Origin of the sequence: Exiguobacterium sp. HVEsp1, assembly GCF_002009685.1 — a bacterium.
GTDB lineage: Bacteria > Bacillota > Bacilli > Exiguobacteriales > Exiguobacteriaceae > Exiguobacterium > Exiguobacterium profundum.
This window is the reverse complement of record NZ_KV917367.1, coordinates 1,506,364-1,527,129: the sequence shown is the minus strand read 5'-3', so window position 1 is coordinate 1,527,129 and position 20,766 is coordinate 1,506,364. Positions and strand designations below refer to the sequence as shown.

19 protein-coding genes are annotated in these 20,766 nt (G+C 49.7%); 15 read left to right on the top strand and 4 right to left on the bottom strand.

The window, feature by feature from the left end:
• Positions 1 to 91: 91 nt before the first annotated feature.
• Genes BV910_RS07855 through BV910_RS07845 form a run of 3 tightly spaced genes read left to right on the top strand, consistent with a single transcriptional unit; the run spans position 92 to position 3,667 of the window.
• The gene (locus BV910_RS07855; protein ID WP_078146933.1) at positions 92 to 1,264 is read left to right on the top strand and encodes a MalY/PatB family protein; all 1,173 of its coding nucleotides are present in this window, start codon (positions 92 to 94) and stop codon (positions 1,262 to 1,264) included.
• Between the two features lie 55 nt (positions 1,265 to 1,319).
• Positions 1,320 to 2,531, top strand: coding sequence for a hypothetical protein (locus BV910_RS07850; RefSeq protein ID WP_078146932.1), 1,212 nt, complete (start codon positions 1,320 to 1,322; stop codon positions 2,529 to 2,531).
• Complete coding sequence (locus BV910_RS07845) at positions 2,528 to 3,667, top strand: hypothetical protein (protein ID WP_078146931.1); 1,140 nt, start codon at positions 2,528 to 2,530, stop codon at positions 3,665 to 3,667. The genes BV910_RS07850 and BV910_RS07845 overlap by 4 nt, the downstream gene beginning before the upstream one ends.
• A 62-nt stretch (positions 3,668 to 3,729) precedes the next feature.
• Here the strand turns inward: BV910_RS07845 and BV910_RS07840 are convergent, their stop codons facing one another.
• Both BV910_RS07840 and BV910_RS07835 read right to left on the bottom strand, forming a co-directional pair.
• The gene (locus BV910_RS07840; protein WP_078146930.1) at positions 3,730 to 4,743 is read right to left on the bottom strand and encodes a tyrosine-type recombinase/integrase; all 1,014 of its coding nucleotides are present in this window, start codon (positions 4,741 to 4,743) and stop codon (positions 3,730 to 3,732) included.
• A gap of 15 nt (positions 4,744 to 4,758) precedes the next feature.
• Positions 4,759 to 5,802 (bottom strand): GGDEF domain-containing protein, encoded by a 1,044-nt coding sequence (locus BV910_RS07835; RefSeq protein WP_078146929.1) that lies wholly within the window; start codon positions 5,800 to 5,802, stop codon positions 4,759 to 4,761.
• Positions 5,803 to 6,142: 340 nt separating this feature from the next.
• Here BV910_RS07835 and BV910_RS07830 point away from each other — a divergent pair, with 340 nt between their 5' ends.
• The 6 genes from BV910_RS07830 (at position 6,143) to BV910_RS07805 (ending at position 13,083) form a co-directional block, all read left to right on the top strand.
• Positions 6,143 to 6,547, top strand: coding sequence for a CoA-binding protein (locus tag BV910_RS07830; protein ID WP_074037001.1), 405 nt, complete (start codon positions 6,143 to 6,145; stop codon positions 6,545 to 6,547).
• Between the two features lie 126 nt (positions 6,548 to 6,673).
• Positions 6,674 to 8,641 (top strand): DNA topoisomerase IV subunit B, encoded by a 1,968-nt coding sequence (gene parE / locus BV910_RS07825; RefSeq protein ID WP_078147927.1) that lies wholly within the window; start codon positions 6,674 to 6,676, stop codon positions 8,639 to 8,641.
• A 2-nt stretch (positions 8,642 to 8,643) separates the two neighbouring features.
• Complete coding sequence (gene parC, locus BV910_RS07820; protein ID WP_078146928.1) at positions 8,644 to 11,049, top strand: DNA topoisomerase IV subunit A; 2,406 nt, start codon at positions 8,644 to 8,646, stop codon at positions 11,047 to 11,049.
• A 223-nt stretch (positions 11,050 to 11,272) separates the two neighbouring features.
• Complete coding sequence (locus BV910_RS07815) at positions 11,273 to 11,890, top strand: NUDIX hydrolase (RefSeq protein ID WP_078146927.1); 618 nt, start codon at positions 11,273 to 11,275, stop codon at positions 11,888 to 11,890.
• An 11-nt stretch (positions 11,891 to 11,901) separates the two neighbouring features.
• Positions 11,902 to 12,615, top strand: coding sequence for an MBL fold metallo-hydrolase (locus tag BV910_RS07810; protein ID WP_078146926.1), 714 nt, complete (start codon positions 11,902 to 11,904; stop codon positions 12,613 to 12,615).
• Between the two features lie 15 nt (positions 12,616 to 12,630).
• Positions 12,631 to 13,083: a GNAT family N-acetyltransferase gene (locus tag BV910_RS07805; RefSeq protein ID WP_012726325.1), complete on the top strand. Its 453-nt coding sequence runs from the start codon at positions 12,631 to 12,633 to the stop codon at positions 13,081 to 13,083.
• A gap of 125 nt (positions 13,084 to 13,208) precedes the next feature.
• Here the strand turns inward: BV910_RS07805 and BV910_RS07800 are convergent, their stop codons facing one another.
• Positions 13,209 to 13,748, bottom strand: coding sequence for a GNAT family N-acetyltransferase (locus BV910_RS07800; RefSeq protein ID WP_078146925.1), 540 nt, complete (start codon positions 13,746 to 13,748; stop codon positions 13,209 to 13,211).
• A 207-nt stretch (positions 13,749 to 13,955) separates the two neighbouring features.
• Between BV910_RS07800 and BV910_RS07795 the strand changes: the two genes are divergently transcribed.
• From BV910_RS07795 to BV910_RS07775, 5 genes are all read left to right on the top strand, one after another.
• A complete protein-coding gene (locus tag BV910_RS07795; RefSeq protein WP_078146924.1) occupies positions 13,956 to 14,804 on the top strand; it encodes a transporter substrate-binding domain-containing protein in 849 nt (282 codons plus the stop codon).
• Positions 14,805 to 14,811: 7 nt separating this feature from the next.
• A complete protein-coding gene (locus BV910_RS07790; RefSeq protein WP_031423690.1) occupies positions 14,812 to 15,510 on the top strand; it encodes an amino acid ABC transporter permease in 699 nt (232 codons plus the stop codon).
• A gap of 113 nt (positions 15,511 to 15,623) precedes the next feature.
• Positions 15,624 to 16,532 carry an AAA family ATPase gene (locus tag BV910_RS07785; protein ID WP_012726321.1) on the top strand — a complete coding sequence of 303 codons (909 nt, stop codon included), beginning with the start codon at positions 15,624 to 15,626 and terminating at the stop codon, positions 16,530 to 16,532.
• Position 16,533: 1 nt separating this feature from the next.
• Entirely contained in the window at positions 16,534 to 17,562 is a 1,029-nt protein-coding gene (locus BV910_RS07780) for a DUF58 domain-containing protein (protein ID WP_078146923.1), read from the top strand.
• Positions 17,559 to 18,536, top strand: a complete 978-nt coding sequence (locus BV910_RS07775; RefSeq protein ID WP_078146922.1) for a hypothetical protein — start codon at positions 17,559 to 17,561, stop codon at positions 18,534 to 18,536. The genes BV910_RS07780 and BV910_RS07775 overlap by 4 nt, the downstream gene beginning before the upstream one ends.
• A gap of 43 nt (positions 18,537 to 18,579) precedes the next feature.
• Here BV910_RS07775 and cls read toward each other — a convergent pair whose 3' ends face one another.
• The gene (gene cls / locus BV910_RS07770) at positions 18,580 to 20,046 is read right to left on the bottom strand and encodes a cardiolipin synthase (RefSeq protein WP_078146921.1); all 1,467 of its coding nucleotides are present in this window, start codon (positions 20,044 to 20,046) and stop codon (positions 18,580 to 18,582) included.
• A gap of 242 nt (positions 20,047 to 20,288) precedes the next feature.
• Between cls and BV910_RS07765 the strand changes: the two genes are divergently transcribed.
• Positions 20,289 to 20,729 (top strand): cation:proton antiporter domain-containing protein, encoded by a 441-nt coding sequence (locus tag BV910_RS07765; RefSeq protein WP_078146920.1) that lies wholly within the window; start codon positions 20,289 to 20,291, stop codon positions 20,727 to 20,729.
• Positions 20,730 to 20,766: the final 37 nt, after the last annotated feature.

Here is a 20,766-nt window from a genome sequence, read left to right as displayed (position 1 = left end):
ATCGAGTATAACGAAGTCGGCAAGAAACTGCCATGCTTTTTTGGCACGCAGTCGAATCAACTTTGATACAGTAAGAGGAGGAGGGATGAACATGAAATCAATTTTACAACAAGAACTGAAACGTAAAGATACGAATTCGGTGAAATGGGATGGGTTTGAACAATGGTTCCGTTTATCTGAGGATGTGTTACCGCTTTGGGTAGCGGATATCGACATCCGTACTGCGCCGTCCATCTCCGAGGCGCTCGCCGCAAAAGCCGCTCAAGGGGAATTCGGGTATACACTGTTCGCACCTGAAGCGCAGAAGGCGGTCAGTGATTGGTACGGCCGACGTCACGATTTGATTGTAGACCCGAACCATGTGTTATTCTCTAGCGGTGTTGTGCCTGCGTTGACGCATATCGTCGAGGCGTTGACTGAAGTCGGAGATGGCGTCGTCATCCAGTCACCTGTCTATCCACCATTCCACGAACTCGTTGTCGGTTCCAAGCGACAAGTGTTCGATGCCCCGTTGAAAAAAATTGACGAGCGCTACGAGATGGATTTTGTCGCACTCGAGGAAGCGATGAAACAAGCGAAACTCTTCCTACTCTGTTCCCCACATAATCCAGTTGGGCGTGTCTGGACGAGAGCGGAACTAGAAAAGGTCGTAGCACTCGCGGATCAATATGAGGTGATTGTCGTCGCTGACGAGATTCATGCAGATTTGACATTCCCGTCTCATAAACATACTGCAATCGGCACACTCGACTCGCGTGTCATCACGGTAAGTGCGCCCTCAAAAGCATTTAATATCGCCGGATTATTTGCGTCCTACATCATTTGTCCGGTCGATGAGTGGCGGAAGCAAATCACGAAAGTACAGAACAAACATCATGTGCTCCCGACACCGTTCGCGAACACGGCTATCATCGCCGCGTATACCGACAACCGCGCGGAACGTTGGCTCGACCAGTTGCGAGAAGAATTGGAGCAACAAATGAATGACGTGATCGATTCCATCGAATCAAACCTTCCGATGCTCCATACGACCCGTCCGGAAGCGAGTTATCTGCTTTGGCTCGACTTCTCGGAGTTACCGATGTCTGCCGAGGAGCGGAAGTCATGGCTTCATCACGAGGTTCGGATCTTCTTGTCACCGGGTGGTCCGTTTGGTCCTCAAGGTGAAGCGTTCGAACGGATGAATATCGGGACTCGTCGTGAACTGTTGGACGAGGCGATTCATCGGCTGAGCGCGCAAATGAAGCGAAAAGCGTTTGTGTAAAACGAGAATCGGGAAAAATTCACAATGAGATGATGAAAGAAAGTGAGTGGATGGGATGGAGACGATCAACTGGAAGAAAAAGATGGAGGAACAGTTAAGGCGTAGCGGCTTCACCTTGCAAGTCGAAAACATGTCCAATATCCGCTTGACTGAGATTCATGCGAGTTCTTCTCCATTGATCTCTTATCCGCTCCGAGTCCGTTTATATGAGCGGATGGGTTGGCTCATGTGTACGGTCGATTCGCCAACGCTCGATCGGAATGAAGATCATCCGTTATTTGAACGCATGGTGACAGCCGTCTTTGAACGAATTGTGCGTCACCTGTATAACGGGTATGGTTTTCACATTTTGACGTTCATCGGAGATACCGGAAATTACATCGCCCCAAAAGATTCGGAGACAGGGGAGGTCGTACGCCTCGTCGCCCACCTTTGGAATGACCGCTCGTACATTCACCTCGACACCTTCGAGGAGTATCCCGCCTTATACGTGACGCCACCGTGGGCACATCAAGCATATGCCATCGAAAGCACAGACGATGAGTGGGTCATCTACGCGGGGAGAGGGGGGAGGCCGTCGACCGATTATCGTGCTGACGGCGTCGAATTGAAATCTCATCGTCTATCGGATGGTGAGCTCTTCTTCCCGGTCGATCGGATTTCGAAAGAGAAAGGAACCCTCGCCTTGACCGAATGGCTTCGACTCGAACGACGAGAAGTCGAGGACTTTATGATGTCCTTCATGCAGACGATCCGGAAGTTTGACCCGTCGTTTGGATTCGCATGGGGCGGAACGCAAACATTTTTTCATGGTGTCCCGGTTGAACCATACGCGCAGGTGCTCAGGCTTGAAAGTGGGAAACGTCGCTATCGTGTCATGAACAACACGGCAAAACGACTATTTGCCGTCTCGGACGACCCGAACGAGTGTCTGAAGGAAGTGAGTCGAACACTAGGGACGATCACGCTCCCTGAACGACGTGTCTCATCCCTCGGTCAATTGATCATGGGAATCTGGCAACAGTTTGAAACCGATGAGGAAACATACATTCAAGAAGTCGCGTTTCGTGACATCTCCAAATTCCAAATGGAAGAAAAGATCGGGCATGCCCTCGCGAATCAACAACGGATTCGCTGGATTGACAAGAACCATCCGCATCAGAACGTGATTGAATATGCTCATCTACGGATCACGTTCCCGAAACGACCACCTGGGCTTGTGACAGTCGAACCCGCTGAATCCGGACAAGAGAGAGGTGCTTTATGAGAATCGTTGACGCACGAGCCATGCCAATCGATCATGAAGATGTGATCGCCGTTACCCCTACCTCGGTCTACTATCGAGAGAAGAAAGATCGCACGACATTCTCGCTCTATCGCTTTGACGAAGAGGATGGCGTGATCACACAATTGAACCGGAGGGAGTACGCGGATTACGGTTATCCTAAGCTATTCGTCGATGGAGACATCGTCTATTTTATAAATGAGGTCCCCGACGGTGAAGGGGTGGTCAAAACAGAATTGATCGCCTTCTCTTACAAGACGGGCACCGAAGAAGTGGTCACGACGTTTGAGAAGCGTGGAAATAGCACATTGTTCTGGGTACTGGATCATCGTTACTTCCTCTTTTTGACGGCGTTTGAAACATCGGATGAGGCGTGGCTCTATGATCGCGTGACCAATCAACGGGAGCGTATTCGGGATGAGCGTCTTGTCGGTAAGACGGAACGTTTCCGAGAATTGTATTTGTTCACGACCACATTCGATGGTGTTCCATACATCGTCTGTAACGCGAGACTCGATGAGTTTGACTATTACAATGCACTCGATGATGGGCACATCTCTCCTGACGACCCGATTGACCATTCCGAGGCACTCTTGATTTGCCCACTCGAGGAGGCGGTCGAGGCGATATGGGATCAACGGGGTGAATTGCCATTCGATGATATCCTCCGTCTCCAAGGGGAAGGGGACACGGTCCAATATCTAGGAGAAAATGAAGGGACGCTTCGATTCTCCGCGTTTGTTGACTCGTTGAATGAGGAGGTCATCTATGATTTGACGGCTCCCGATGTCTTGCATGAAGTATCGGTCGTCGATTGGGGTGCTTATGAACCGATTGATTTCACGTACGACGATATTAGTTCGACGATTTTTATCAAAGTTGATGAGACAGATATGCACTCAGAAGTCATCGACCTCGCAACCGGTGCGCGTTATATCGATGTGGAACCGTTCGAACGCGTCATCGGTCGCCGCTATCTCGTCCATGAATATACGGAAGGGCTAACGAGCGGTGTCGTGATCTTCGATTTGAAATCTGAAGAACGTTTCGCATATGACAATGCCTATTTTATGGTCATCGATGATGCCATATTGATATTGTCAATATCTAGCATATAAATATAACCACCACCCATCATATAGGTGGTGGTTATATTTGGATATATAGTTTACATAACATATTATTGTAAACCTGATATTGCGTGTTTTTTCCGTTCATCTCCGATATGGGCATAGACTTGTGTCGTTGCCACAGATTCATGCCCAAGAAGCTGTTGAATCGTGAGCACATCGACGCCCCCCATGGCGAGACGTGAAGCGAACGTGTGACGGAGTTTATGTGGCGTTACCTGTTTATAGCTCAAGAACGGCAGGTAAGGCTTCAAACGGTCAATATGCCCTTTCAACATATGCTGAACCGTCCGTACAGCGATTCGTTGTCCCTTCTCATTTTGGAACACCGCCCCTTCGCTCGACGTGTCGCGATACTCAGAGAGGAGTGGAAGAAGTGGCCCTGCGATGGGGATCAATCGTTCCTTGTTGCCTTTACCGATGACCCGAATCGTTCCGGTCTCAATGTTGATATCGGACCAATTGAGTCCGACGAGCTCGGATACGCGCATTCCTGTCAGTCCGAGTAACTGTATGATCAAAAAGTCTCGCGCGCGATTCATTTCGTACCAACTCGCCTCGCGATTCGTCATGCCGACATTGCTACGTACGAGCGTCGAGAAATCGAGCCACTCCGATTCCGTCAAATAGACGGGGTTCCGTTTGCCGCGTTTCGGGCGTTCTACGGTTTGAAAAGGATTCACCGTTGCTTGATTGGTCTCGATTAAGTAATTGAAGAGTGACTGTAACGTTGAAAGCTTCCGATTGATGACGCTCGGAGCATTTTCGAGATCGAGGGCAAGATAAGTCGCATACGCTTCTGCTCCGGCATGGTCAATCTCTGTGAATGATGGCAAGTCAATCGTTTCAGGCTCTAACTCAGTACCACTAACGTGCTCGACCCAACGAAAGAAATCTAAAACGTCATACACATAGCGCTGGGCCGTCTGTTTGGAATAATGCTTCGCTGCTAAATGATGAAAAAACTGTTGGATGAATGCGGGTAGTCGGTGCAACCCGTTCAACTCGAAGCGTTTCGTCGTCGTCGGTGTCTGCCGCTGTCCAAGTTGACGGAAAATACTCATAGAATGCCCCTTTCTTCATGTAGTTCTCACTTGATTCTTTCCGCTACGCTTCCCTTCACGAAGGAAGTTGTCCGCTTCTTTGACGATCTCTTCGACCGTATCGTGACCAACACGAACCGCAAGTCCGAATGTCATTGTGACATGAAGACGTTCTCCTGCGTAATGGAGAGGGGTCGACTCGATTTGTTGTCTCAACTGCTCGACGATTGGAAGGAAGTCACCGGACGGACTCGATAGGTAGACCAGAAACTCCTCTCCTCCCCAGCGGACGGCCATGGCGTCGATATCGGATAATATGGAGGCCACTTGTTGAAGCACCCGGTCCCCACAATCATGACCGTACGTCTCGTTAAACGATTTGAATCGATCGATGTCACCGAGAACGATTTCATACGGAACGCCTTCATGAGCGGCTTTGTCGATTGCTTTAGAAACTTGTTCATGCCCAACTTTTCGGTTCAATAGTCCGGTCAATCCATCCGTCGAGGCGAGAATTTGCAATCGCTCATTGGATCGTTCGAGTTCATCTGTCACTTCGACAACGGCTGACTCGAAGATAAAGGAGAGCCCTGCGGTCATCACCACGGTCGATAGGATGCAAAAGAGCCCGAGCGCTTGTTCCACCTGAATCGGTAGGGTCTCGATGCCGTCAGACACATAGATGAACAGAAGGCTATAAATCAACATCGCGATGGCCGTGGTCAAGATGCGTTGGCTTCTGGATACGCTTGGCATGAAAAAGACACCATAGGCCATCATGAGGATGAAATAATGCATGTTGATCTCCCAACCGAGAATGACGGTCGAGATGACGGCGTTGTAAACGACTTCGATAAAAAGTCCGGTAAAGAAGATGCCGTACCACCGTCTATGTACAAAGTAGAATGAAATCGTGTAATAGATCACACTCAAGCCATTTGATAGGAATAAGAGAGTCATATCCAGACGATAAAACAAGATGCAAAATAGGAAGTGGACCAACCAGGCGATGACATTGCCGTAAAAAGTAATCCGTTCGTTATATAGTGTTCCTCGACGAGTTTCATAGGTTGTTCCCATCACACACCTCCTTTCTTTTAGTATAACGAAACAATGATTAAATTTGTATAGAAGTCCGTAAAATGACCTTAAAAAACGTCCTAATTTCGTATGTATCGTTGCGTGAAATAGATATTTCACGCAATGTTCCTGAGTTACATGATTATTTCTAAATCGAGTGGTTAATCGACTGATTGATTTTATAGCAAAATAAATGGTAGACAATAATTTGTTATGTAAACCATATTGGTTTGTCTTGAAACTGTAATGTTGAGTCATTATACCTTATGATGAAAATAAGACTTGAAACAGGAAGGAAGGTAACGTTACACTGTAAACGTAAACCAAAGGGGGATTTTGGATGGATGATCAGCGTTTGAAGCAACTTTTGTCTGAAGCGAAGACCATCGCGGTCGTCGGTGTGTCCGACAACCCGAACAAGACGGCCAACCAGATTGCGGAGTATTTGCTTCGTGTCGGGTATACCGTCATCCCTGTCAACCCGATGCTCGAGGAGTGGAACGGCCGTAAGGCGTATCCGTCCGTCGAGAGCATCCCGGGTAGAATCGATATCGTCGACGTGTTCCGTCGCAGCGAATTTTTAGCGGGTGTCGCGGAAGATGCGGTACGACATGGGGATGTCGGGCTCGTCTTCAACCAGCTCGGTCTCTCAAGTGCTGAGGCGGAGCAAATCGTGCGTGACGCCGGGCTCGATTATATCGAGAACCGCTGCCTGTACGTGGAACATGCTCGTCTACTCGGATAAGACCTACCTCCTTGGTAGGTCTCCTTTTTTTCAGCGATGGCTGACAAGGGAGGCTTGCCAGAATCGATGAACAGCTATACAATAGGAAAGAAAAACGAACGTGTGTTCGAAATTGAGGTGACTGCTATGTCAACAGATCTATTTAATTACAATGAAGACGCCATCCAGGTGCTCGAAGGACTCACGGCCGTGCGGAAACGACCGGGGATGTACATCGGGTCAACCGACCATCGCGGACTTCACCATCTCGTCTATGAAATCGTCGACAACGCGATCGATGAGGCGCTCGCTGGGTTCGGTGGTCAAATCGATGTGACGATTCATAAGGACGATGCCATCACGGTCCGTGACCACGGCCGCGGGATGCCGACAGGAATGCACGCTTCTGGAAAGCCTACTCCAGAAGTCATTTTTACGGTCCTTCACGCTGGTGGTAAGTTCGGACAAGGCGGCTACAAGACGTCTGGTGGACTCCACGGCGTCGGTGCTTCGGTCGTCAACGCTCTCTCGAGCAAGGTCGTCGTGACGATTTATCGTGACGGAAAAGTGTTCGAACAGACCTTTGCAGACGGCGGTGTGCCTCAAACGACACTGATTGAGACAGGCAAGACACGCCAAACCGGCACGAGTGTCTATTTCAAACCGGATGCGACCATCTTCTCAACGACGACGTATAACTATGACACGCTCGCCGAACGCCTCCGTGAATCGGCTTTCCTCTTAAAAGGATTGACGATCACGCTCACGGACGAGCGTACGGAGAAGCAAGAGACGTTCCATTACGAGGAAGGGATTGCCGAGTTCGTCCAATACTTGAACGACGACAAGGCGACACTCCACCCAATCGTCTATTTCGAAGGGGTCGAGAATGAGATCGAAATCGAACTCGCGTTTCAGTTCACGGATGCCTATTCTGAGAACGTCCTCTCGTTCGTCAACAACGTCCGGACACGCGATGGTGGAACGCACGAGGTCGGTGCTAAGACGGCAATGACCCGGATCATGAATGAGTATGCCCGTAAGAACGGTTTGCTCAAAGAGAAAGATAAAAATCTCGACGGCGGCGACGTCCGTGAGGGACTCACGCTCATCGTCTCGGTCCGGATCCCGGAAGAGTTCCTCCAGTTCGAAGGGCAGACGAAGTCGAAACTCGGGTCACCAGAGGCACGTGCGAGTGCTGACAGCGTTATGGCGAAACAGTTGACGATCTTCCTAGAAGAGAACCCTCAGATGGCGACGATGCTCATCAAGAAGGCGATTCGTGCGGCTCAGGCTCGCGAGGCGGCTCGAAAGGCCCGTGAAGAGGCACGTAACGGGAAGAAAAAGAAACGTTCGAGCATCTTGAACGGGAAATTGACGCCGGCGACGTCGAAGAATGCCGCCAAGAACGAACTGTTCCTCGTCGAGGGTGATTCGGCCGGTGGTTCCGCCAAACAAGGGCGCGACCGTACGTTCCAAGCCATCCTCCCACTACGCGGGAAGGTCATCAACTCAGAAAAGTCGAAACTTCAGGACATCATGAAGAATGAAGAAATCAATACGATCATCCATGCAATCGGCGCTGGGGTCGGTCACGATTTCGACTTGGATGACTGCAACTTCGACAAGATCATCATCATGACGGATGCCGATACGGACGGTGCGCATATCCAAGTGCTCCTTCTCACGTTCTTCTTCCGTTATATGCGACCGCTCGTCGAGGCGGGCCGTGTGTTCGTCGCCTTGCCACCGCTCTATCGCATCTCAAAAGGGAAAGGCAAGTCCGAACAGTTCGACTATGCCTGGGACGAAGAGGCGCTCGAGAAGCTCGTCAAAGTGTATAAGAAAGGCTATATCCTCCAACGCTACAAAGGTCTCGGTGAGATGAACGCGGACCAGTTATGGGAGACGACGATGAATCCGGATACCCGTACGCTCATCCGTGTCACGGTGGACGATGCGGCTGTCGCGGACAAGCGTGTATCGGTCTTGATGGGTGACAACGTCACGCATCGCCGTGAGTGGATCGAGGAGAACGTCGCCTTCGGACTCCAAGAAGATGATTCGATCATCGCCAATGAACATGTGACTAAAGCGATTGAGGAAGTGATGTAACGATGTCGACGATTCAACACATTTTAAATCTATCTCTCGAACAGGTCGTCGGTGACCGGTTCGGGCGTTACTCAAAATATATCATCCAAGACCGTGCCTTACCGGATGCTCGTGACGGACTCAAGCCCGTACAACGCCGGATTCTATATGCGATGCACCATGAGGGGAATACGAACGACAAGCCATACCGGAAGTCTGCGAAGACGGTCGGGAACGTCATCGGGAACTATCACCCGCACGGGGACTCGTCCGTCTATGAGGCGATGGTACGTCTCTCGCAAGACTGGAAACTCCGGTATCCGCTCATCGACATGCATGGGAACAACGGGTCGATGGACGGTGACCCGGCAGCGGCCATGCGTTATACGGAAGCCCGTCTCTCGAAGATTGCGGGTGTCATGTTGACGTCGATTGCGAAGAATACGGTCGACTATACGCCAAACTTTGATGATTCAACGGAAGAACCGCTCGTCTTGCCGTCGCTCCTCCCGAACTTACTCATGAACGGGACGACAGGGATCTCAGCTGGTTATGCGACGGAGATCCCTCCGCATAACTTGACGGAAGTGCTCAACCTCGCCATCGCACGCTTGAAGGGTCAGGTCGATACGGCGAAAGACGCCCTCGAGTATGTCACAGGACCTGACTTTCCGACCGGAGGGACGGTCATGGGGAAAGACGGTATCCTCAAGGCGTTCGAGACCGGTAAAGGGAAGGTCATCATCCGAGCGAAGTCCGAGATTGAGCAGCTAAAAGGTGGCCGTGAACAGATCACGATTACCGAACTTCCGTATGAAGTGAATAAGGCGAACCTCGTCAAAAAGATGGAAGAGCTCCGTCTCGATAAAAAAGTCGAAGGTGTCGCGGAAGTCCGTGATGAGACGGATCGGACGGGCCTTCGGGTCGTCATCGAATTGAAGAAAGAAGCGGACGCGGAAGGTGTCCTTCACTTCTTCTTGAAGCATACGGACCTACAGCTCGCCTATAACTACAATATGGTATCCATCGTGAACCGGACGCCGAAACAGATGGGAATTATCCCAATCATTGACGCCTATTTGAAACACGTCGAAGAAGTAGTGACACGCCGAACGACGTTCGAGCTCGAACAGGCGAAGAAACGTGCCGAAATCGTCGACGCCTTGGAACAAGCCATCTCGGTCCTCGATGAGACGCTCGAATTGATCCGTTCCGCCAAAGACAAGACGGACGCGAAGAAGAAACTGATGGAGCGGTTCTCATTTACGGAACGCCAGGCCGAAGCGGTCGTCATGCTCCAGTTGTATCGACTCACGAATACGGATATCGTTGAGTTGCAAAAAGAAGCAAAGGCGCTCCAAAAAGAGATTGCCCGCCTCTCAAACATCCTCGAGGTGGACGCGACAAAACGAAAGTTGATCGTGAAAGAACTTACGGCATTGCGTGACGAGTTCGGAGATGACCGTCGTTCGGTCATCGAGTCGGAAGTTGAGGAATTAAAACTGAAGACGGAAGTTATGATTGCTGTCGAAGAGACGATGGTATTCGTCAGCCGTGACGGGTACGTCAAACGTGCCTCGATGCGCTCGTATGGCGCGTCAAGTGACGTTTTACCGGAGATGAAAGAGAAGGATCGTCCGCTTCTCACGACACAAGCCATGACGACGGACCACTTGCTCGTTTGGACGAACAAGGGTAGTTACCTCCTCATCCCGATCCATCAGATTCCAGAATCGAAGTGGAAGGATGCCGGACAACACGTGGCCAACCTCGTTCCGATTGAAGGGGAACAGGTCATCTCGGCAGACGTCGTCTCGACGTTCGATACGGACGCCCATTGCCTCTTCGTGACGAAAGACGGGATGGTCAAACGTACACCGTTACGCGACTACGACGCGCAGCGGAAATCGAAACCACTCATGGCCTTGAAGCTGAAAGGTGACGACGAGGTCGTCTTCGCCGGAATCAGTGACGGTCCAGGGCAGTTGTTCCTCGTCTCAGAGCGTGGATACGGTCTCTGGTTCAAAGAGGATGATGTCCCTGTCGTCGGACAGCGGGCAGCCGGTGTGAAGGCGATGAACCTGAAAGACGGTGACCTCGTCGCCGATGCCTTCTCCTTCTTCACGCCACCGTTATTCGTTCTCGTGACGCAACGGGGAGCGGTCAAGAAGATGAAGCTCGAGGACCAGTTCGACTGTACGAACCGCAACCTTCGGGGGACGATGCTCATTCGTGAGGTCAAATCAAAACCGCACCAAATCCGTCGTGTGCTTCCGGTGCATGGGGATGAGACTCTTCATATCGTCGGAAAAGAAAAAGCAAAACAAGTAAAGACAAAAACCCTTACGCTACTCGATCGCTATGCCAACGGCTCGTTCGTCTTTGACGAAGACTCGTTCGGTGAAATCGAGGACGTGTATCTCGATTAATCAAAAGACCTGTGATTTGGCTGACTCGCCGTTCACAGGTCTTTTTGTCGTAGCCATGTCTCTAGATCGTGTTGTTGTCGTCGATGGTGCCGCGTGTGCATCTCGACCAATTGTTATTCGTATACGTGATGGAAAGCTGACATCAGAGAATGTGGGTTCTGAAAAGGAAGAATGCATCGATTTGCCGAAAAAGACATGTAGGACAAAAGATAGGGGGATCTATATGTCTCAATGGCTGACATGGGCGAAACGAATTCAGGCGCTGTCTCAGGCCGGTCTGACGTTCACGCGTGATCAATATGACCGAGAACGGTACCAAGAGTTACAAGAAATCGCAAGAGAGATGTATGAACGGCACTCGGACTTATCGGACGAGGCCATCTCACAACTCGTTCATGTGGACGGTTATCCGACACCGAAACTTGATGTGCGAGGCGTCATCTTCAAAGATGATCGAATCCTGCTCGTGAAGGAGCGGTCAGATGGGTTGTGGACCTTACCCGGTGGCTTCTGTGAAGTGAATCGCTCTCCTGCTTCGAATATCATCAAAGAAGTAGAGGAAGAGGCTGGCCTGGATGTGATTCCAGTACGGTTGCTCGCCTTGTTCGATATGCATGAACATCCACACCCACCTCTCTCGGAGCATTATTACAAACTTTTCATCGAGTGTGCACTGATTGGTGACGGGGAGGGGAGCGCCGGCGTGGAGACGAGTGACGTCGGTTTCTTTGAACGAGACGATTTACCTGAGCTCTCCCTTGCCCGAAATACGATCGAACAGATTCATATGTGCTTTGACGCGCATTGGCAAGAAGAAGACTGGACCACTTTATTCGACTAGGAGGCTCAATGATGCAAGTAAGACGATATGGACATATCCATCAACTGACCTTTTACGCTCCCGTACTGCCAATCAACGTTCAACTGTTTGAGCATGAGCTCGGACTCGTCTTGATCGACACGGCGCTGGAGCGGAACGCGACCGATATCCTATCGTATATCCCCGAGCTAGACAAGCCACTCCTCGCGATATTGTTAACGCATGCTCATGGGGATCATGTCGGTGGGGTGGACACCATCAAAGCAGAGCATCCGCTCGCTGAACTCTTCATCTCCCGACGTGATGCCCGCCTCTTATCGGGAGATCGGTCGCTAGAGGAAGAAGAGCAGAACAAGATTCGTGGTTCTTTGCCGACGATTCGTTCTACACCGGATGCGGTACTAGATATTGGTGAGCGGTTATTCGGTTTACGTGTCCTCGATGCAGCGGGTCATACACCAGGGTCAATTGCGTACTATGACGAGGTAAATCGGGTATTATTTGCAGGTGACGCTTTTCAAACTCAGGGAGGGGCAGCGGTGGCGGGAGATGTTCGACCGTTATTCCCATTACCAGGACTCGCGACATGGAATCGGTCCGTTGCCGTCGAGAGTGCGGAGCGGCTAGTGGACTTGTCACCACTCCTTACTTTCGTAGGGCACGGTCCGCCACTCAAAGGGACACACCGGCTCTATTTGGCGTTGAAACGGGCGAAACGGAAGCAGGCGAGAAAGTTTATCCGTTAACGGGAGGGTTGCACCATGCAGCTGAAAGAAGTTGCCATTCATCAATTTGAGCAAGCCCAACAGATGCTCGAGATTCAACGTAACGCTTATGCTGTCGAAGCGGAACTGCTCGGGTTTGACGAAATCCCAGCGCGCTATGAGACGATTGATGTCATTCAAAACTTACCAGGCACGAGTTATGGCTTATATATCGAGGAGCGGTTGATTGGGTTTGTCACGGTGGAAGCATCTGAGAAAACTGTTGAAATCACGAAACTATGTATCGACCCGACATACTTTCGGGCGAGACTGGCGACGACGTTACTCGAACACATATTGAGCATTCACAAAGGAAAGTTGATTTACGTGCATACGGGCAAGCATAACGGACCGGCGAAGCGTCTGTATACGAAACTTGGATTTGAACCGAGTGCCGAATTCGAACCAGAACATGGCGTCACATTGATCCGGTATACGCATACGTCTTAAATTCAAATCTCATCTCACTATCATAAGTATACTAAGATAATGAGATGAGATATTATTTTTACTGATAATATATGTTATGTAAACTAATAAAAAATAGAGCAATTTTTTCTCTATTTTAAAGCTCCCTATTCCTTAAAAATCTTGTACCAATACAAGGTCAACTCGATTTGTGGATTTGCGTATTGTTTGATCGTGTCGACGCCTCCGAGTTGAAATCCCTCTTTTCTATAAAAGCGACATGCAATCAAGTTATCGTTCTGCGCTTCAAGCGATAAGCCGATTAGCCGTTTTTCTTTTGCCCACTGTTCGGCTGTTTCAAGCAACAGTTTTCCGATTCCACGCTTACGATGTGTTTGACGGACCGCGATATTTTCAATGTATGCAAATCGATTCCAATCCTTCACGAGTCGGATTTGTCCGACACATTCATCTGCATCCATCGCTAAAAACAGGATGCGACTGTCATGTTCGATATATTGTTTCCAGTCTAATCGATCGTCCGGAAATGTTATCTCTCTGACTTCTTCATCTAATTCTTCGACATATGTCCATTTTCCATCCATATAACTTGGCATGATTCGTCCGATGATCGGAAAAGGATCATTTGCATCGTTTACAATATGAATATGCGCCTCATCTAAGGCAATGATTTGAATCAAACTCATACGCTCCGCCTCCTCAATATCGATTCTGTCTCACTTAATTTTTACTTCTGTATCATTCGTGTGAATTTAGCATTCATAGGAATGATAACGCTTTATGAATAAACGTTTCAAATTTTAATTTCACCTGTTTAATACATGCTTCACAGTTGCTAGACCGCTGAAGTCATGCTATTTTTAGACAGATGAACCATCTAAGGAGGAATTCTTGTGAAACGAACGACTAAAGGTTTGGCAGCAACTTTATTTTTAGCAATCCCACTTGCTGCTTGTGGTGATGATAGCACGGATCAAGCAGATACGACACGCTGGGAAGAGATTCAAGAAGAAGGCACATTGACGGTCGGTACGGCCGGTACCCTCTACCCCGCTTCTTTCCGTGAAGAAGAGAGTGACACGTTGACAGGATTTGATGTCGAACTCATGAAAGAAGTCGCCAAGCGTCTTGACCTCGAGATCGAATTCAAAGAAACGGCATTTGACAACATGTTGACGAGTGTACAGAACGGTCAAATCGACGTGGCAGCGAATGATATCTCGGTAACAGAAGACCGTAAAGAGAAGTTTGCCTTCTCAAAACCGTATAAATACACGTACGGGACGGCCATCGTTCGCAAGAGCGACCTCTCTGGAATCGAATCACTCGAGGACTTGAAAGGTAAGAAAGCCGCTGGTGAGGCGACGACTGTCTTCATGGACGTGGCTCGAGAATATGGTGCAGAAGAAGTCATCTATGACAACGCGACGAACGATCAGTACTTGCGCGACGTTTCAACAGGACGGACCGATGTCATCTTGAATGACTATTACCTTCAGACGTTGGCCCTTGCCTTCTTCCCTGAGTTTGATATCACGATTCACCCGGATATCGCCTATAACCCACAAGAAGTCGCTTTCTTGATGGACAAAGAAAATGACGAGCTCCAGGAGAATATCGACCGTGTACTAGATGAGATGCTTGAAGATGGTACGGTCAAGAAACTATCTGAGCAATTCTACAATGGCGCGGATGTTTCGGTAGAACCAGACGTAGACGCAACAATCGTCGAAACGAAGTAATGACGGCATGACGTTCTCAGATATTAAATGGGACGCCATCTTTGACGTAGACCTGGCGATTCAATCATTTCCTTATCTATTGGGTGGATTACCGAATACGCTTTGGATTTCGTTCGTCAGTATGTTTTTTGGTCTCTTGCTCGGTCTTTTGTTGGCGCTCGGGAAGTTGTCTCCGACACGACTCCTTCGATACCCGTCAACTTTCTATATCTCGTTCATGCGTGGCGTACCCATCTTGATCATTCTGTTCATCCTCTATTCGGGATTCCCGTTCATCGGGATCGAGTTCGCCGCTTTGACGGCAGCCATTCTCGGATTCAGTTTGAATTCCGCCGCCTATATCGCTGAAATCATCCGCTCCTCGATTCGTGCGGTCGATGACGGACAGGTGGAGGCGGCTCGTTCACTCGGGATGGGGAAATGGCTAACATTGAAGGGGGTCGTCTTACCACAGGCGACACGGATCGCCCTTCCGCCGCTCTCGAACGTTTTTCTCGATTTGATTAAAGCCAGTTCGCTCGCCGCGATGATCACGGTACCTGAGATCTTCAACAAGGCCAAGATCGTCGGTGGTCGGGAGTTCGACTACATGACAGTGTATATCGTCGTGGCGTTGATCTACTGGGCAATCTGTACGTTCATGTCCTTCTTCCAAGAATGGCTCGAACGTCATTTTGAACGATATTTAGATACTCCGAAACGTTGACTGACTGGCTTATGCCGGTCGGTCTTTTTTAGTGAATTTGATTTTTGATACATCTCCTGAACCGATTATGCTATGATTTTCTTAATTATCAGAAAAATATAGGGGGATTTTGAATGAACCATCCATGGGTTTCACATTTGAATGATCAAGTCATTGGTCAATCGAAAGCCATCAAGCTCGCTTCGATTGCGCTACTCTCGGGAGGTCACGTTTTACTCGAGGACCGTCCCGGCACAGGCAAAACTACACTCGCCCGTAGTTTAGCAAGCTCTATCTCGGCGACATTCCAGCGTGTACAATGTACTCCGGATACATTGCCGAGTGACATATTAGGAATGGAGTTGTTCAATCCGACGACCGGGGCGTTCGAACGCCGGACGGGTCCGATTTTCACGTCGATTCTACTTGTCGATGAGATCAACCGGACGACACCACGTACACAATCCGCGTTGCTCGAGGCGATGCAGGAACGTCAAGTGACACTCGGGGAAGTGTCGCTCAAGTTACCGGAACCATTCTTTATGATTGCTACACAAAACCCGTTCGACGGGCAAGGGACGTTCCCGCTCCCGCAGGCTCAATTGGACCGTTTCTTATTCAAATTGACACTTGCTCCCCTCTCACGAGATTCCGAACGACGACTGATTCGCAATGAGCATCTCGCTTCAGAATCCTTCTCTCTGCAACAGGACGAATTGTTAAAGATGCAGCAAGAGGTACGAGATGTCCGATTCCACGAGGCGATGGAAGATTACTTGCTGGATTTGATGGAATCGCTCCGTCACCATCGCGACATCGAGGTCGGACCAAGTCCACGAGCGACGCTCGCATATACGATGGCGGCTCGGGCTCATGCCTATATGGAAGGACGGGACTATGTCTCACCGGAGGATATTCGGGCACTCGCACTTCCGATTTTAGGGCATCGAATCGTCTTGACGGTCGAAGCGTCGCTGAAGACGAAGCCGTCAAAGTTAATCAAATCTGTACTCGAGACCATCCCGGTCCCTTCAGAGGTGTAAGATGCAGTTAGTCAGCCCACGCTATCTCGAGTCCGGCTATATGTGGCTCCTGTTCGTCGTCGGGGTCTTCACGGCACTTTATGGAAACGTCTTGATTGCGAGTCTATTGATCGGTTTTAGTCTCTATGCACTGGTCATGCCATCTTTCATGTTTCGATTGGCAGAACAAATCCATGTCGACCTCACAGAAGAGATGAAACTCTTTCCGAACGACGAGGCCGTCTATGTTTTAAAGCTCGTGTCGACGGCAAAAGTGCCGCTTGGCGTTGTCCGCCTATCCGGCTATTTGCATCCGACCGTGGAATCAGAGGGACATGCGTTTTGGCGTCAGGAGAACTTTGTCGAGACGAATGCGACCGTGGACTTCACAATCCCACTCTATGCGAAGAAACGTGGTCCAATCCGCCTTGAAGCCATCGGGATGGAAATCCGGGATCCGTTGCGCATGTTCTCGCTCTATAAAGAGGACTCACTCCCGCGCATCGGCTACGTCTTCCCTGAGTTTTCGCCCTATCCGATCCCGAAACGTCCCCCTACTCTCCCGGGTGAGGAGATGGTCCGTCATAGTGCCTATCGTGACCCGGAGACGTTCCAGTCGGTCACCCCATATCACGGGCAACCGATGCGACAGCTATATTGGTCTGCCTATGCGAAGACGGGCGAACTGCTGGCCCGTACCGAGCAACCGGTACAAGCGAATGAATATGTCATCGTGCTCGACTTGTTGACGAAGGATGGGCGTGCCCTCACCTATCAGATGGAGCGCCTCATCTCGCAAGCGGCCGCATTATGTCGCGATTTCGAGAAAGAAAATGCGAGTTACGGTCTGATTGTCCCGACGCTCACGAAGGATGGAATCACGTATGACCTTCAACCGGGAAGTGGCGAGGTACATTTCCGGAAGATCATGACGACATTCGCTTGTCTGTCCGAGAGTGATTTTCCACTCGCTCGCTCCTTGTTTGAGCGAAAGGTCGCCAAATATAGTGGGAATCAATCGATTCTCCGCTTGGGAGGTGACGGTCAATGAGATGGTTGTGGTGGGTATTCGCATCCTTTTACATCGGACATGTGTTTCCGTTGCTCTTCTTATTGACACTTCGTCTCCCTCGGAACACACAACTGATTGTACAGACGATCATGAGCGTCGGTGCCCTCTATTTCTCTTATGAAATGAGCATCTTGTTGTTGATTTTCACATACGTTCATGCGTTCATTCGGACGTTGGATTGGACGGACCGTTATGCGATGGCGAGCGTTTTGTTTTTGGTGGCAGACTGGTTATTCCCACCGGCATCGCAACCGCTCGCGATGGTCCTCTTCCCGTTCATCTTTTTGATTTGGCAACGAAACCTGTATTACCGTCGCGACTACAAGCGGATGGTGACGATGTTGACCGTCGGCCTAGGCATCGGACTGACTGTCTCCCTCGTCATTCGTACAATCAAAGAGCTGTTGTTTGGCAATGTCGTCGCCTGGATTACTCCGTTCTTTCTGTGGATTGGGAGCTGGTTTGATGGCATCGTGCTCGACCCGAACGATCGCGTGAACCGGTTCCTCGTTCCGGACAACCCGAACCTCGATGCGGAGACGGTGGCACAGGAGACGTTACTCGAGTCGGCATCGAACAACTCGTTGTTCTACATCGGAGTGTTCGCGATGATCTTGCTGCTTGGGGTAGGATTATTCTTCTACTTGCAGAAACGAAAAGACATCCAGGAAGACGGGATGATTCCGAGAAGTATTCACCATCCGACACTTTCAGATAAGCGGATTGTCCGCTCGCCTCGCCAGATCCGCCTCCTTGATACGGGACGGAAGTTGGAACAGCAGCACCCGCGTCTTCGAGAGGAGACGGTAGCTGATTGGCTTCAGCGAATCGAGTTCACGGACCACAGGCTCTATGCAGATTGGTTAGAGGCCGCAGAGTATGGAGACAAGGAAGCGCCACAAGCAATCAGCGATTCCTTCGAACGACTCGTTGAACAAGTTAATAAACGCTAAAAAACATCCGGCAGAGGAGTTCCTTCTGACCGGATGTTTTTCATTATAAAATTGGACTGAGAAGGCGGGACACGCTCTCTTTGAAGCGAATCCAACGTGTCCTCGATTCATATCGTTCGATGGTTAGCCGCTCGGCACGTGCCTCGTCTCGCTCGAACGCATCGATGACGGACTGAGCGATGGCTTTGTCGAAGACAAGCGCTGAAATTTCAAAGTTGAGGCGGAAACTTCGGGCGTCGATGTTCGTCGTCCCAATTGATGCGACTTCTCCGTCAATGACGAGCGTTTTCGCATGAAGGAATCCTTCCTCATACGTGAACACTTCTGCCCCGTAACGTACGAGCTCTGCCGCGTTCGCATAGGTCGCCCAGTAGACAAACATATGGTCGGGCTTGTTCGGGATCATCAGTTTGATCTTAGTACCCGCCATCAGGGCGATTCGACAGGCATCAAGGAAACTTGCATCCGGGATGAAGTAGGGAGTCTGGATATAGATACATTCTTTCGACTGGGTGATCATTTTGACGAGCATATTCTTTAAATGCTCCGTCGACGAGTTTGGACCCGATGTCACGATTTGAACCGGGGACGCATGACGAGCAATTCCTTCGATTGGCCAAACAAAGTCGTCTTTCTGTGCCTTCGTTCGTGTCGGGACAGAGCGATTCCAATCCAGGATGAATCGTTCGAGCAATTCCTTAACGGCGTCGCCTGAAATTCGTAAGTGAACATCTCGCCAATAACCGAAATGCTCATCCTTTCCAAGATACTCATCCCCGACGTTGAAGCCGCCGATATAACCAAGTTCTCCGTCAACGACGCAGAGCTTTCGGTGATTTCGATTGTTGACGCGGAAGTTGATGCCGAGTTTGGACGGAAAGAACGATTTGACTTCCCCACCGTGGGCCAGCAGGTCCTTAAAGTGTTTGTGCCTCAGTCCCCTCGAGCCTACCGCATCGTAGAGGAGTCGGACACGTAATCCTTGTTTTGCCTTTTCGGTCAATAAGCGAATTAACGATTGACCCAGCGCATCGTTTTGGATGATGTAATACTGAATGTTCACTTCTTTCGTCGCCTGTTCAATATCTCTAAACAGTAGATCAAACTTCTCTTTTCCGTCGTGAAGGACGTCGATATCGTTCTGGAAAGACATCATCGCATTCGTCGATACGAGATTCAATCGTGCGAGTCGTCGGTGCTTCAATAGAAGTGGATGATTGAACGGTGCCATGGATTGGTCCAATTGGTCAAGTTGCTCCGCCACATGATGATGATACGCTTCACGTTTCTCTTCTTCGACTTCATAAAAGTTTTGAGATTTGATCAATCGACCGAAGAAGATGTAGACGAAGAATCCGATGAGAGGCAAGAAGAAGAGGACGAGTAACCACGCCCAAGTCGTTCCAATGTCACGCCTTTCAAAAAAGATAATGGTGATTGCAAACGTGAGGTTAAGCAATAAGATGAGCCAAGTCATGATGACGATAATGAGTCCGATAGTCACTTCCATGGTATCCCTCCCTTTTTTCAATTTTTACCCGAAATCAGACTATCTTAGCAAATGTTTTTCCTGATTTGGGTATACATTAATGAAGAAGTGAAGAAACGGGGGAAGCTTATGGAAGACATGATGATTGGGTTCAGCTTACTTGTCCTCATCGGTGCACTTTCGCAGTGACTCGCTTGGCGTTTTGACTTCCCAGCCTTCTTGATTATGACGGTTGCAGGGATGCAAATTCAAAGCATGGACATATGCATATTCTGAAACAGCTTCGTGAGTTTAAAGAGAACATTTCGATTTTACTGGTTTCGACAGTCTTCATCATTCTGACGGCAAGTTTGACACGTGATAGTTTACTCGCCATTTTCGACTGGCCTCTCCTCTTGTCGATTCTCGGAATCTTATTTTTTGTCCGACCGATCTCGGTGCAGACGTCGCTCCTCGGTTCTCCACTATCCGCGCAAGAACGGGCACTCATCAGCTGGATTGCCCCTCGAGGTATTGTTGCGATGACGGTGACCGGTTTCTTTGCACAAGAGATTGCCGAACTGGGAATTGAAGATGCGGAACGGATGTTGCCAATCACACTCGGTTTAGTCGTAACCTCTGTCGCCCTACATGGATTGACGATTAAACCACTCGCGAAGCGACTCGGACTGACGAAAGTGAAGAATCCTTGGGAGAAGATATAGACAAAAAAAGACACCGCCCGATGGCAGTGTCTTTAAT